28 protein-coding genes are annotated in these 12,397 nt (G+C 47.3%); 5 read left to right on the top strand and 23 right to left on the bottom strand.

From position 1 onward, the window contains the following. Window positions 1–109: 109 nt before the first annotated feature. From NA330_RS17690 to NA330_RS17580, 23 genes are all read right to left on the bottom strand, one after another. A complete protein-coding gene (locus tag NA330_RS17690; RefSeq protein ID WP_023241521.1) occupies window positions 110–640 on the bottom strand; it encodes a KilA-N domain-containing protein in 531 nt (176 codons plus the stop codon). 216 nt (window positions 641–856) lie between these two features. Continuing rightward, complete coding sequence (locus NA330_RS17685) at window positions 857–1,324, bottom strand: lysis protein (protein ID WP_023241522.1); 468 nt, start codon at window positions 1,322–1,324, stop codon at window positions 857–859. Continuing rightward, entirely contained in the window at window positions 1,321–1,818 is a 498-nt protein-coding gene (locus NA330_RS17680) for a lysozyme (protein WP_023241523.1), read from the bottom strand. Before NA330_RS17680 ends, NA330_RS17685 begins: the two co-directional genes overlap by 4 nt. Next, window positions 1,796–1,999, bottom strand: coding sequence for a phage holin family protein (locus NA330_RS17675; protein ID WP_000286100.1), 204 nt, complete (start codon window positions 1,997–1,999; stop codon window positions 1,796–1,798). The genes NA330_RS17680 and NA330_RS17675 overlap by 23 nt, the downstream gene beginning before the upstream one ends. 436 nt (window positions 2,000–2,435) lie before the next feature. After that, window positions 2,436–3,059 carry an antitermination protein gene (locus NA330_RS17670; protein WP_001235461.1) on the bottom strand — a complete coding sequence of 208 codons (624 nt, stop codon included), beginning with the start codon at window positions 3,057–3,059 and terminating at the stop codon, window positions 2,436–2,438. Beyond that, window positions 3,056–3,244 (bottom strand): protein ninH, encoded by a 189-nt coding sequence (locus NA330_RS17665; RefSeq protein ID WP_000994516.1) that lies wholly within the window; start codon window positions 3,242–3,244, stop codon window positions 3,056–3,058. Before NA330_RS17665 ends, NA330_RS17670 begins: the two co-directional genes overlap by 4 nt. Further along, on the bottom strand, window positions 3,241–3,603 hold the full coding sequence (locus tag NA330_RS17660; protein WP_023241524.1) for a RusA family crossover junction endodeoxyribonuclease: 363 nt from the start codon (window positions 3,601–3,603) through the stop codon (window positions 3,241–3,243). The genes NA330_RS17665 and NA330_RS17660 overlap by 4 nt, the downstream gene beginning before the upstream one ends. Continuing rightward, window positions 3,600–3,890: a DUF1364 domain-containing protein gene (locus tag NA330_RS17655; protein ID WP_023241525.1), complete on the bottom strand. Its 291-nt coding sequence runs from the start codon at window positions 3,888–3,890 to the stop codon at window positions 3,600–3,602. The genes NA330_RS17660 and NA330_RS17655 overlap by 4 nt, the downstream gene beginning before the upstream one ends. Continuing rightward, window positions 3,891–4,109, bottom strand: coding sequence for a hypothetical protein (locus NA330_RS17650; protein WP_001283993.1), 219 nt, complete (start codon window positions 4,107–4,109; stop codon window positions 3,891–3,893). After that, window positions 4,102–4,278, bottom strand: a complete 177-nt coding sequence (locus tag NA330_RS17645; RefSeq protein ID WP_023241526.1) for a protein NinF — start codon at window positions 4,276–4,278, stop codon at window positions 4,102–4,104. The genes NA330_RS17650 and NA330_RS17645 overlap by 8 nt, the downstream gene beginning before the upstream one ends. Beyond that, window positions 4,271–4,630 carry a phage protein NinX family protein gene (locus NA330_RS17640; protein ID WP_001363895.1) on the bottom strand — a complete coding sequence of 120 codons (360 nt, stop codon included), beginning with the start codon at window positions 4,628–4,630 and terminating at the stop codon, window positions 4,271–4,273. Before NA330_RS17640 ends, NA330_RS17645 begins: the two co-directional genes overlap by 8 nt. A gap of 2 nt (window positions 4,631–4,632) precedes the next feature. Further along, window positions 4,633–4,809 carry a NinE family protein gene (locus NA330_RS17635; RefSeq protein WP_001254255.1) on the bottom strand — a complete coding sequence of 59 codons (177 nt, stop codon included), beginning with the start codon at window positions 4,807–4,809 and terminating at the stop codon, window positions 4,633–4,635. Then, window positions 4,806–5,216 (bottom strand): recombination protein NinB, encoded by a 411-nt coding sequence (locus NA330_RS17630; protein ID WP_000814600.1) that lies wholly within the window; start codon window positions 5,214–5,216, stop codon window positions 4,806–4,808. The genes NA330_RS17635 and NA330_RS17630 overlap by 4 nt, the downstream gene beginning before the upstream one ends. A 42-nt stretch (window positions 5,217–5,258) precedes the next feature. Beyond that, window positions 5,259–5,528 (bottom strand): hypothetical protein, encoded by a 270-nt coding sequence (locus NA330_RS17625; protein WP_023241527.1) that lies wholly within the window; start codon window positions 5,526–5,528, stop codon window positions 5,259–5,261. 11 nt (window positions 5,529–5,539) lie between these two features. Further along, window positions 5,540–5,740, bottom strand: a complete 201-nt coding sequence (locus NA330_RS17620; RefSeq protein WP_000049638.1) for a hypothetical protein — start codon at window positions 5,738–5,740, stop codon at window positions 5,540–5,542. Next, window positions 5,737–6,063 carry a hypothetical protein gene (locus tag NA330_RS17615; protein WP_000796282.1) on the bottom strand — a complete coding sequence of 109 codons (327 nt, stop codon included), beginning with the start codon at window positions 6,061–6,063 and terminating at the stop codon, window positions 5,737–5,739. Before NA330_RS17615 ends, NA330_RS17620 begins: the two co-directional genes overlap by 4 nt. 12 nt (window positions 6,064–6,075) lie before the next feature. Then, window positions 6,076–6,282, bottom strand: a complete 207-nt coding sequence (locus tag NA330_RS17610; protein ID WP_023241528.1) for a hypothetical protein — start codon at window positions 6,280–6,282, stop codon at window positions 6,076–6,078. 72 nt (window positions 6,283–6,354) lie between these two features. Then, on the bottom strand, window positions 6,355–6,633 hold the full coding sequence (locus tag NA330_RS17605; protein ID WP_000158322.1) for a hypothetical protein: 279 nt from the start codon (window positions 6,631–6,633) through the stop codon (window positions 6,355–6,357). After that, window positions 6,630–8,006: a replicative DNA helicase gene (locus tag NA330_RS17600; RefSeq protein WP_057951302.1), complete on the bottom strand. Its 1,377-nt coding sequence runs from the start codon at window positions 8,004–8,006 to the stop codon at window positions 6,630–6,632. Before NA330_RS17600 ends, NA330_RS17605 begins: the two co-directional genes overlap by 4 nt. Beyond that, window positions 8,003–8,836 carry a replication protein gene (locus tag NA330_RS17595; RefSeq protein ID WP_001531205.1) on the bottom strand — a complete coding sequence of 278 codons (834 nt, stop codon included), beginning with the start codon at window positions 8,834–8,836 and terminating at the stop codon, window positions 8,003–8,005. The genes NA330_RS17600 and NA330_RS17595 overlap by 4 nt, the downstream gene beginning before the upstream one ends. After that, window positions 8,829–8,975 (bottom strand): DUF2740 family protein, encoded by a 147-nt coding sequence (locus tag NA330_RS17590; protein WP_001125981.1) that lies wholly within the window; start codon window positions 8,973–8,975, stop codon window positions 8,829–8,831. Before NA330_RS17590 ends, NA330_RS17595 begins: the two co-directional genes overlap by 8 nt. Window positions 8,976–9,009: 34 nt before the next feature. After that, window positions 9,010–9,288 carry a lambda phage CII family protein gene (locus NA330_RS17585; protein ID WP_000424167.1) on the bottom strand — a complete coding sequence of 93 codons (279 nt, stop codon included), beginning with the start codon at window positions 9,286–9,288 and terminating at the stop codon, window positions 9,010–9,012. A 107-nt stretch (window positions 9,289–9,395) separates the two neighbouring features. Continuing rightward, entirely contained in the window at window positions 9,396–9,611 is a 216-nt protein-coding gene (locus NA330_RS17580) for a helix-turn-helix transcriptional regulator (protein WP_000067726.1), read from the bottom strand. 118 nt (window positions 9,612–9,729) lie between these two features. Between NA330_RS17580 and NA330_RS17575 the strand changes: the two genes are divergently transcribed. The 5 genes from NA330_RS17575 (at window position 9,730) to NA330_RS17555 (ending at window position 12,389) form a co-directional block, all read left to right on the top strand. Beyond that, entirely contained in the window at window positions 9,730–10,392 is a 663-nt protein-coding gene (locus NA330_RS17575) for a LexA family protein (protein WP_023135942.1), read from the top strand. 367 nt (window positions 10,393–10,759) lie between these two features. Continuing rightward, on the top strand, window positions 10,760–10,942 hold the full coding sequence (locus tag NA330_RS17570; RefSeq protein ID WP_125866875.1) for a hypothetical protein: 183 nt from the start codon (window positions 10,760–10,762) through the stop codon (window positions 10,940–10,942). 20 nt (window positions 10,943–10,962) lie between these two features. Further along, the gene (locus NA330_RS17565) at window positions 10,963–11,271 is read left to right on the top strand and encodes a regulator (RefSeq protein ID WP_080164338.1); all 309 of its coding nucleotides are present in this window, start codon (window positions 10,963–10,965) and stop codon (window positions 11,269–11,271) included. Between the two features lie 81 nt (window positions 11,272–11,352). Beyond that, on the top strand, window positions 11,353–12,120 hold the full coding sequence (locus NA330_RS17560) for a DUF7666 domain-containing protein (protein ID WP_369546130.1): 768 nt from the start codon (window positions 11,353–11,355) through the stop codon (window positions 12,118–12,120). 68 nt (window positions 12,121–12,188) lie between these two features. Next, a complete protein-coding gene (locus tag NA330_RS17555) occupies window positions 12,189–12,389 on the top strand; it encodes a DUF7167 family protein (RefSeq protein WP_001539177.1) in 201 nt (66 codons plus the stop codon). The last annotated feature ends 8 nt before the right edge of the window (window positions 12,390–12,397 follow it).

The raw sequence follows: 12,397 nt of genomic DNA, 5'->3' as shown, positions 1-12,397 counted from the left end.
TAAGGCTGGAGGTTCATCTTTCAGTGGCTGCCAGTGTTATTTCCCCACTTACTGGCTTGGGTTGTTTCGTGGTACTGCCGTAATGTACAAACTGGATTAACCTGCGAAATCACACCATTCCGGGCAAATACATTTGCACTTCATTCACTACTCGCTCACGAGCAACGTGAAGCAATCTTTTACGCCCACCAACGCCCCACTTAGCCATTTGGCTTGCGCACTGGCTTATCGCTTTGGTTTCCGTGTTGATGATGTGGTCAATTTTGTTCAGGCGAGACATGGCACCAACGCCGAGACGGACAATCGTTTTGAAAACTTCATAAACTTCGATTTCAAATTCCGGCTTAATCCATGCTGCATATCTGATTGCCAGTAGTTCAACACCCCACACACCAGAATCAACCCCACCCTTTATTACTTTAAGTGGTTGAATTTCTTCCAAAGCTCTTTTTTGAGCTTTGGCTTTTAGTGCTGAAATGAACCGTTTAATCTGCGCACTCCTCAGAAAATTACTGGGGCGTTGAGACTCTGTAGCCTCTCCGTTTGCAACTGCTGCTGCATGGAGATCGTTTAAGTTGTAGCGTCCGTCCTCATCAACACGAACGGACACACCATTGACAATGACAGTTGGATACTTCATTACGTTTTCCTTATTTTGAAATGAACCTTTGCCGCATAGGAAACCAGCCCACCGAGGCTCGCCAGCACTAACTGGTATCCTCAAAGGCCCATTCCAAAAGGTCAGGTTCGGTGGTTATTGTGCGCTGCGGTGCGCGGTGAAATACCGAAACAAAAAAGCCCCGCATTACGAGGCATTTTCATGAAAGTCACTTGTCAAATTTCTATGTGATGGAAATTATTTCAGGCATTGCGTCACGATGTATTCCTGAAGCGTTCTCAGTACTGTTTGGTCGCTGATGATTCCATCCCGGATACCGAGAACGTTTCGTCCAGCAACTGGAGAGAGTTCGACGGTGGCATCATTGCCCATGCCGGAGGCGCTGGAGGTTTCGGCTGAGGATGGCACAGGGCATTTTCCTTTGACGAGCACCCGACCACCATTATCAAGCTTGCGCCGAAGAGCATCATTTTCAGCTTTCGCATCAGCTAACTCCTTCGTGTATTTAGCATCGAGTGCATCAGCATCACGCTGGCGCTGCTGCATGTCAGTAATGGTGGCGGTCGCCTGCTTCAGTTCACTGACTTTTTTATCGCGCTGCTCTTTGTAGGCGATTGCATTATCACGGTAATGATTAACAGCCCATGACAGGCAGACGATGATGCAGATAACCAGAGCGGAGATAATCGCGGTTACTCTGCTCATTGCTGCCCCCACAAACAGACTTCACGCTCAATCTCACGGCGAGTCATCAGCCCTTTCCATTGCTTACCGCCAGCGTATGTCCAGCGACGTAGCTGGTCACATGCGCCCTTGATATCGCCCTGGTTGATTTTGCGAAGAAGCGTCGATGTTCTGAAATTGCCTGCGCCCACGTTATAGACGAACGAATAAAGAGCGCCGCGCGTTGTTTCCGGTATATCGACTTTGATGTACGGGTTAATTTGTCTGGCGACCGTGGCAAGGTCTTTATTCAGGAGGGCTTTGCATTCTGCTTCGGTATACGTTTTACCGAGCATGATGTCTTTTCCGGTGTGGCCATAACACACAGTCAACACACCAACTACGTCCTTATATGGTTTGTATCTGACACCCTCCAGACCATCGTTACCACCGGGGCCAGTGATTAACACAGATGCTATGGCAATAGCCCCGCCACTTATCGCCGCTATTACGCTATTTCGTAGTGCCGGTGACATTGCCATTCAATCTGTCCTCACGCTCTTTGCGTTTGTAGTACCAGTTGATGCCAAATGTGCCGACAGTACAAAGAATACCAATGATTACAGCCCAGTCATTCAGGGAGAGAATGCCACCCATCGCAGTCAGTCCTCCGAAGCTGTAACTGAACCATTCTCTGATTTTGTCCATACGGTACATGCTCTACCCCCTTTATTGAGGGGATTTGCTCTATTTAATTAGGAATAAGGTCGATTACTGATAGAACAAATCCAGGCTACTGTGTTTAGTAATCAGATTTGTTCGTGACCGATATGCACGGGCAAAACGGCAGGAGGTTGTTAGCGCAGCCTCTTGCCACCCGCTTTCACGAAGCCAGCCATTGAACTGGTTTTCTTTTATGCAAAGCACACCGCACCGTAGCCACAGCGGATAAGGTGATTATTTTTGTCTGTCTGGTATTTGGTTTGATGTGCTTTCAGAAAGGCCGTGCTTAAAACGCAAAAAGCCCCGAGCTATTAACTCAGGGCTTTATTTAACGAGTGCATTTATCCATCGTTGAGTCAAATTTACCCAACTTTATTCAAAAAGTCAATATCATGCTGTTAATATGTTGCCATCCGTAGCAATCATGCAATTAACGCGTGACCGCATTCAAAATATTGTCTGCGATTGACTCTTCCTTGTGGCATTGCACCACCAAAGCGTCATACAGCGGCTTAACAGTGCGTGACCAGGTGGGTTGGGTAAGGTTTGGGATTAGCATCGTTACAGCGCGATATGCGGCGCTTGCTGGCATTCTTGAATAGCCGACACCTTTGCATCTTCCGCACTCTTTCTCAACAACTCTCCCCCACTGCTCTGTTTTGGCTATATCAACCGCACGGCCTGTACCGTGGCAATCTCTGCATCTTGCACCCGGCGTCGCGGCACTACGGCAATAATCCGCATAAGCGAATGTTGCGAGCACTTGCAGTACCTTTGCCTTAGTATTTCCTTCGAGCTTTGCCACACCACGGTATTTCCCCGATACCTTGTGTGCAAATTGCATCAGATAGTTGATAGCCTTTTGTTTGTCGTTCTGGCTGAGTTCATGCTTACCGCAGAATGCAGCCATTCCGAATCCGGCTTGTGATTGCGCCATCCCCATAGCAGCCATCACATCAGTACCGGAAAGAGAGTCAGAAGCCGTAGCCCGTGGTGAGTCGCTCATCATCGGGCTTTTTGGCGAATGAAATTTAGCTACGCTTTCGAGTCTCATCGTCTTCCCCTCTTGCCCTGTTTGACCATCAGGACGCCGTTAACTATTACGTGACGCTCGCCTTTGCTGTCTCGGTTGTACTTGAGCACTGTTCCTCTTGCGCAGGAAAGCATCCTCGCCACTTCGGTCTGATTGCCTCGTGTCTGTATAAGCAGTTCTGGTATCGTTTGAATTGTGGCGTTCATACGTTCTCCAGTTCGGTGATTTTTATTCCAAGCCGTCCGCCTGGTACTTTCACACCACGAATTACGCGAATGTCATCGAATTGCTCGTCGTCTTCCGCAAATCCGGCGTGGATAAGGGAGTCGAGTAAACCTTTCAGGATGTTGTCGAGGTCGCGGCGGCGGGAGTCTGGAACGTCTGCGATGACTTTGATGCGAAGTCGTGATTTGGTGAAAATGTCTAACTTAAGTTGGAGGATGACTTGCTGAACGTCTTTTCGGTATTTCTGGCCTTTATCGCTGATGTAATATTGGCTTCCACGTCTTCGCCAGTAGGTATTCACCGACGGCGGGTATGGAAGCACAAACTGATATTCGTTCATGGCTTAATCTTCCCCTCCTTCAGCAGTATCGCCTGCGTCCTGATCACGCCTTCGAGGTGGTAAAGTCTGGCGTCTTTGTTGTCGAGAATATGGGTTCGTCGATCGATTTCATCGTGACACGCGCTACAAGCCCATGCACCGATCAGGTCGTCAGGCTTCATCCCCGTTCCGCAAATTCCAGCCATCCGGTAATGTGCCAGAACTGTAGTTTCAGGATTGCCATTACATACGCCATAAATACGTACCTGGCATTCTCTGCCGCGCGCTTCTTTGCGTAAGTTAGCCATTTAATACTCCAGTTCAGGGTCATTTTTTAGGTCATGTTTTTTGCAGAATTCCTGCCACTCTCTTTCCAGCCGCTTACCTGTAAATTTCACTCTGCATTTTGAGTAAGTGCGAATGGCATTAAATGGTGCTGAGCCTTCAGGAAATCGAGAGCGGAATACTTCTGCCACAGGCACTAAAACAAAATACAAATAATCAGAGCTACTAAACGAATCACTCATCGTCTTCTTCCTCGTACATTGAGCTATTCGGATCGCTCATCAGTTCTGCGCAGCACGCTTCACATACATGAACTTCCAGCACATGCAGCTTCTGACCGCAGTTAGCGCACGTTAAAGCCCGCTCGACGCTTTCTTTCTGGTATTGAATGGATTGGGATGGGCTAAGCATTATTGGCGTCCTGCATCATGAGAAAGACAATCATGGCAGCGCGGAGTGGGTTTTCATCTTGAGTCATATGATATGGGGTACTATCACTGCCAACTTTTCTATGCGCTGCCTTCCATAATCCATTTTCTGGCGCTGGAATAATGCCAATTCTGTTCTCTACGATAATCGGCTCTGCGTCTGATGGGCTTTTACAGTAATCAACCGTTTTTATTGCATAACCAGTTTCGTCATCCCACTCAACACCAACGATTGATGTTCCCAACTTTGCGATTTCGCAATCTTCGGGAGCAAATCCACAGCAAATTGCCACTCGCTTGTTAATTTCAAAATCACTTAACTGTGAATAATCCATTGTCATTTCCTCGCACGATGTCTTAGCCACCGGATATCCCACAGGTGAGCCGTGTAGTTGAAGGTTTTTACGTCAGATTCTTTTGGGATTGGCTTGCGTTTATTTCTGGAGCGCTTCGTTGGAAGGTATTTGCAGTTTTCGCAGATGATGTCGGTGATACTTCGTCGCTGTCGTCTCATTCGTACCTCCTGTCGGTAAATCTGACACCCTGACCAATAGCCCATGCTGTCGTGTACTCAATCAGGCTTGCCATGCGCTTCACGCTCATCTGTGCGCTGCTTTCGCGAATGTTGACGTATTCACCTTCAAGGCCGGGCAAAACATCAGCTTCCTGTTTTGTTGCCACTGCATGACCGCTAATTAACAAAACCTTCCATTGTTCCGGTTTTAACCATTTGCCGCACCATTGAACCTGACGAGCGATATCCGCCAGCATCGCGTGAAATTTTGCGTTCTGGTCAAGGTTGCGCTTGTAGTCAGTAATGCGGATGGTAACTGGCTTGTCTTTATCGAGTGGTGTTGCGAGGATGGCGTTGATTGCGGCTTGCTGTTGTTGTTTACCACGGAGGAAGATTGTTTGCTTCATCGTCACTCCTTCACTTTGACTCCAACGGCGCGGATGTTTTCCTCATAAGCATCCATTCCATCGCCGAAGCCATTGGTCAACAGTAAACCCTTTGGATAATGCTTCTCTGCTGTCGATAAACTTTGGCGCGGTTATTTCAATAGCTGCTCGTGATGCCTGCCATAAAGTCCACCACTCATTTAAGGAGTGACGAATATCCATACTTGAAAATGCGAAGTACCTATCACCATTTCTTGCCTCGGTTATCATCTCGAATGGTAATCTCAATTTTTTGGCAACGTATTCTTCAAACTGCTTTCTTGATTCGTCCATATCAATCCCCGTTATGACAGGTTAATTTTCACCCAACCCTTCCCACGCACATTTGCAACAAGCCCTTTCTTTCTCAGGTATTGCATACGACGATCGATGGTTTCGATATACATTCCATTGCTCCGCCATTTAAGCCAGATATCAAAAACAGGTGTTGGTCTTTCACTCAGCATTGAAAGAATGTTTTGATCTAATTTTTCGTACTTGCTCACAAATACCCTCTCTCACTTAATCGCGCCCACGCTTCGTTAAACTCTTCTCGGGTTGCGCCGGATTTTCTTTCTTCAAACATCATGCATTCGCTGATGTCTCCCCATGACTTTGGTCGCTTTTCAGCGAACAGATCATCCCATTCGAATACCCAGCGGCCTGATTTTCGGTAGTGGTAAATGGTCAGCCATGTTGTGCTGTTCGCTGGATACCCATAGAGAACTTCGACTTTTTGATCACGGTCTTTATGCTTCTTCAGCAGGATAAAGCCAGCAACCAGCGAAGCTCCGGCAAGAATGATGATTGGAATTTGCCAGTCAGCCACGTTTACCTCCGCTCAACTCACAAAACGCCACGCCACTTTTGCTACGACAACAGGCATAACACCGATAATCACCCACAGGAAAATGCTACCGAAAAGCACACCCACCGAGTCTTTACCTTCGCCTACCAACCGGACAAAACTGCTGGCAACAACAATGAACGTCGCCACCATCCACATGGCACCGAGAATCATCAATGCAGAGAAAATTAACTCAGCCACGATTTACTCTCCCCCAAATAAAAAGGCCTGCGATTACCAGCAGGCCTGTTATTAGCTCAGTGATGTAGATGGTCATTGCCAGTACTCCTCATTGTCACGGTCTTCCCATGTGAGCCATATAAACTCATAGACGAACGGGATAAATGCTTCAAAAAACAGTTTCCACTGCTCATCATAAAATCCTGTCGCTTTATCAACCATCAGTTCTATTGGATGCTGCCTCTTTGGTGGTCGGCTTACTCCTGACAGCCTTTCGAATTGAATAATTAATTCTTCTTCGTCGATACATCTGTTCAAAACAGCAATGAAGCGGGGATTCAAAAGCATTTCAGGTATTTTGTAGATGGTCATACGTCAGCCCCTTGTGCATATCGCTTTCTGCGTCCAGCAGGTGCATTTGATGCCGTGCAAATCTGTCTGGCTTCGTCCTGGTCACATGCAACAAAGTGTCCGTTGCAGAACCGCTGGTAAACCGTACCAAGCGAGCCAAAACGGTTTTTCGTCACGATGATTTCAGCAAATGGCGCGGCGCTACTGTTCTCGTCATATACCGCTTCCCGATAGAGCATGATGATTGAGTCTGCGTCCTGTTCAATGCTTCCTGAATCACGCAAATCTGCGTTTGTCGGGCGTTTGTTTGGTCGCTTCTCAACATCGCGTGAAAGCTGGCTTAGTGAGATAACTGGAGTTTTCAGGTCTTTCGCCATCGCCTTCAGGCTACCGGAGATATGTGCTATGGCGAGGTCATTACGTTCCGCTTTTGGTTTCTCAATTAGCCCGAGATAGTCAGCCATAATCAGTGACAGATTAGGATGCTCCTGCTTGTGGCGTTCGGAAATGGACCTGATTTCTTCGACAGACAAACGCGATGCGTCAACTACCCACACATCCAGCTCTGCCAGCAACTTCATCCCGCTTGCAACTCTCGCCCATCCTTCATCGTCCATACGTGACGGGTTACGCAGCACACTGACCGACATCATTCCTGCGCCGGCAATCCCTCTCTCAACAACCTGAATGGCGCTCATTTCCATCGAGAAAATCAACACACCGCGCCGGACGCCAGAACCAGGAATAACACGACTTGCCACGCCTTCGGCTATCTTCAGCGCCAGTTCGGTTTTACCCATACCTGGACGAGCAGCAATAATCACAAGGTCTTCTGCGTTCATTCCTCCGGTGATAGCGTCAAGCTCTTCGATTCCTGTCTTCAGGGTATCCGACTCTTCTCCGTTCCTCAGACGCCTGTCAAGCGTGTCAGTGTAGTCATTGATGATTTCCCCCAGTCTCACAGGTTTAACCTCGTTACGCGGCTTCCTGATGGCTGACAGGCGCTTTACAAGCTCGTCCATCGCTCTTCCTGATGCGTCCAGCGTGCCGTTACTGATTGGCTCCCGCATCTCATCCAGTAGCTGTAAAACCTGATGCCGTTGATAACTGTCTGCAACCATACCGGCATAACCTTTCAGGTTTGCAGCGCTTGGACATGACCGCGCAGTCATCATCACCGCCGTTGCGTATTCATCCCCGCACTCCTCGGCCACCATCAGACCATCAATCAGGTTCCTGTTTCTGGCCTGCTTTCGAATAACTTCAAAAGCTTTCCGGTAAAGCGGAATTGAGAATGCTTCAGGCTCCAGCGTTGCCAGAACGTCACTCGCGGTTGGTGTTAATCCACCAATCAGCAAGCCACCGATAACGCTCGCTTCGATATCCTGTCTCATGCAATCCCCCTGTCTGCAAACTTCCCTTCCCGAACTCCCGTTAACGAATCTTCCCTCAGCAGGTAATCAAAATCAGCCGTCCAGCCTGTGTCGTTGTCTCCGAAGTAAAACGGCTTGGCCTGATGCACAAACGCCCTGACATACGCCCTGAAACCGTCCACGTTTGGCGTTTTCAGTTGCGGGATGATTTTCTTCAGGCGGCGTTTCCGTTTCTCGTTGACCGAAACAGCATGTGGAAGTCTGTCACCAACTTCGGTGTTGTAGGCGTTCAGGAAGGATTCATAGTCGATTCGTTCTGCCTTGCGACGTTCAGGTTTAACCTGCTCATTGCCGCCCCCGTTAGGGGGTAAGGGGGTATTTGTATTTATTGTCTTTTGTATATTGTCTTTTGTGTTTGACTGATTCGGTAAATTGGTTTTTACCGATTTGGTGAAGGTTAGTTTTACCGATCTGGTAAATGTTTTACCGAATCCGTTAACCTTCGTCTTCCACTCGGAAATATTTTTATTCATACCAACCTGACGCCCCACCTGAGTGAGAACCCCCATTCTGATAAGCTCGTTTTTGGCGGTAGAACATTTGGTTGGTGCCATGCCAGTGAGTTCAGCGAACTGTTCATTTCCGATCCAATCTATTTTTTTGTTATAACCGTATGTCTTGCGCCACACAGCCATAACAATCAGTAGCTGATGTTGAGTAAGCCCAGAAAGCATGACAGCTTCCAGCAGTGTATTTGCAGTCCGGGTGTAGCCATCGTCGAGTTCTGCCACGCGATGCTCCACAACCTCCAGATGAGGTTTTATCGGTGTAACTGTTGCAAGATTACTCATGACCTTTCCTCTTCAGTATTAGCTTCACTTTCTCCAACTCAGCCCGAAATCGACCAGGCTGTTTGAAGCTGGATAAGAACCGATCACGTAGTATGTTTTTGTGTAATTTGTCCTGGTCAGGACTGAGTTGTTTTGGCATAATTACTCCTGTGGATTGATCCAGTCTTTCTACATCAGGCCTCAAAACTGTTCCCGCAGTCTTGAGGCTTTTCTTTTGTCAGCAGATGCGCAACTTTCTTTGCCAGTTCTGCCAACTCCTCATCCTCGACACCCCACTCCAGAACCGCCAATAACATCCCCATCTTCGGAATGAAATCGCCTTTCCATCGTGAAATTTGAGATTCGTTAATGCCTAACGCATCAGCGACTTTACGCTGTCCACGAATAGCTATCCGGTTAAGGATGCTGCTGGTAATTGCGTTGGCTTTCTTGCGAGTGCTTGTGAGTTCCATATGTGAACATTCCTGTAGTTAATAGTTAGTTGTGCGCATTCGTTGATGCGCCTTGAAATAGGTTTACCGCGTTGTCGGCGGTTCAGATTGGTAAAGAGCGGTACTACTTAGGCAGCATTAAGTTCAGGTGGAAACACATCGTCTAGCTGAACATTCGCGCCAAAACTATTGAGCGCCTCTACGAGCTGGCGGCACATTCTCAAATCTGGATGTCGTCGCCCTGATTCGTAATGACCAATTGCTCCCTGAGTACACCCAACCTTTTCGGCCAGAACGGCCTGGGATACCTTCATGGTTTCCCGGATTTTCCGAAGATTGCTCATCGGTATATCTCCTCAGGATGGTACGTAACTTAATAATACATTTCGTACTAAATAAAAGCAAGGTAATTAATACAATATGTGTGTTGTCACAGTCAATACATCTCGTAATAATCGGCGCATGAAAACACCGTGGAATGAGCTGGCGAAAGCCAGAATGAAACAAATAGGCCTAACCCAGGATAAACTTGCTGAAGCTCTCGGTAAGACTCAGGGGGCGATAGGTCATTGGCTTAATGGCCGCCGCGAACCAAGTATTGAAGATATTGCAGCGATCATGAAGCAGCTAGGATTGAAGGAGCTTGTATTAAGTTCTGATGGGATGGTTGATTATCCAGACTCCAACCTGAACAATGTTTCAAGTCCTCGTCCACACACAGAAATAAGGAGATTTCCCCTGATTAGCTGGGTGAGCGCAGGTAACTGGTGTGAGGCTGTTGAACCTTACCAACTCCGAGAAATAGAGGTGTGGCCTGAGACAACTGCACATGCAAGCGAAAGGTCATTCTGGCTAACCGTTCGTGGCGACTCTATGACATCTCCTACAGGATTAAGCATACCGGAAGGAATGCAAATTCTTGTTGATCCGGCTATCGAACCGACTAATGGAAGACTCGTGGTGGCAAAGCTTGAGTCTGAAAACGAGGCAACCTTCAAGAAATATATTGTTGACGCTGGACAGAAATATCTTAAACCGTTAAACCCCAGCTATCACATGATCCCCATAAACGGAAATTGCCGCATTATCGGTGTTGTCATTGAAGCAAAATGGCAAGGCCTCTAACAATTCCCTCCCCCAGCCCGCTTATGCGGGTTTTTTAATACTAAAATCTTTTTTCCATTCAGTTTCATACACATAGTATTTATTTATCAATTTTCAGTACATTTTGTATTGACGATATTAAGTACATTTTGTATTGTTTAGCCATCAGCAGGACGCTGGTAGCCAAACGGAAAGGCAACGCTCTTTAACTTCGATAATGCGCTGACAAAGCGCGAACAAATACCAAACGAGATGGGTTTGGACTGGCGTGTGGTGGAGCTTAGGCCTAGCTGTACCGATCGGGCCGGACTGAGAAGCCACTTGAAATCAGGAAATTGAGACAGGTTCCTGCGCCAGTACCAAAGCCATTTCACATGAGGGTAAACAGATGCGTAAGCCAAAAACCACTACAAAAACAATTATTCATTTCACCTTAAAGCGTCGTCCTGAAGGCAACAGAAATGGAGACGAGCGAGGTCGTGTTTGGTTTCACAAATATTCGTTTTTAGATAAACCATTTTACCGGGCACCACGCCTGTTACGTCGTCTTTCTTTTAACTTCAACCAATAAAATATCTTTAGGGATCAATCATGACGGTAATCGTGTACGGGAAGTCAACGTTTGCAGGCAATGCTAAAACTCGCCGTCATGAACGGCGCAGAAAGCTAGCCATAGAGCGCGACACCATCTGCAATATCATCGATTCAATTTTTGGCTGCGATGCTCCTGATGCTTCTCATGAGGTCAAAGCGCAGCGTGTTGACAGAGTTACAAAAGCAGTTTCACGTGCCGTGAACAAGGTTAAGCAGCAGGAAGTTGAGCGCGGGTCGGTTTGCCTGCCAGACGTAGCACTTTACGCGGCTGGTCATCGTAAGTGTGGGCAAATTACCGCTAGATAATTATTCAGGCAGCAGCAAGCCTTTCATCTAATCAGGTCGCAATGCGGCCTTTTTTATTGCCAAAATTTAAGGAATAACAACATGACCAAAGAAATTGTGACATTCAAGGGATTTAACAAAGACCTAAAGTGCCGTGACTTTCAGTTTGAAATTGGCAAGACCTTCCATCACGATGGAAAAGTGGAGGCTTGCGTTTCTGGATTCCACGCCTGTGAATGTCCTTTCGATGTTTTCAGTTATTACTCTCCTGCAGACAGCCGCTTTGCAGAAACCATCTCCTTCGGTATTACTAACCGCGAAGAAGATGGTGACACCAAAATCGCCAGCGCCAGCATAACGATTAAGGCAGAGTTAACGCTTCCTCAGTTCATTCAACGTGGTATCGAATGGATTTGGAGCAAGATAGATAAGTCTCTTGAGCAGCAGATCATGTGTGGCAACCGGTCAGCGGCAACTAACACTGGCAACCGGTCAGCGGCAACTAACACTGGCTACTGGTCAGCGGCAACTAACACTGGCTACTGGTCAGCGGCAACTAACACTGGCAACCGGTCAGCGGCAACTAACACTGGCAACCGGTCAGCGGCAACTAACACTGGCGACTGGTCAGCGGCAACTAACACTGGCAACTGGTCAGCGGCAGAAGTTTCTGGATCACAATCCGTAGCAGCGGCGTTCGGCATTGAAGGAAAAGCTCGCGCATCAGAAGGTGGGGCAATCGTCCTCTGTTATCGCGATGAAGATGGCGAACTGATTCACATCCGCGCAAGCAAAGTTGGCGAGAACGGTATTATGCCGAATACATGGTATCAACTGAATGAAGATGGTGAGTTTGTAGCGTGTGAGTGATGCACCTATAGCAGATTGCGCAGTCTGCTATGTGAGCAATATCGCATAAATATGATGAGAAATTTTAAATGGGCAGAAAATTTAAAGTTTGGCTAGATTCAGGCGCAAATATTCATTCCTGCTATAAGCAGGAAATTGACATTGAAGAGGATCTTGGTATCTCTGATGATGAATGGGACTCATACAGTGAAGGGGATAAGGATGAAATTATGAAGGATGTTGCATGGGAAAGAATGGATTGGGGGTTTGAAGAGATAGAAAGCGAATAAGCACTGTG

The sequence above is a fragment of the Salmonella sp. NW722 genome, assembly GCF_051702785.1.
GTDB classification, from domain to species: domain Bacteria; phylum Pseudomonadota; class Gammaproteobacteria; order Enterobacterales; family Enterobacteriaceae; genus Salmonella; species Salmonella enterica.
This window is presented reverse-complemented; position numbering and strand designations above follow the sequence as displayed.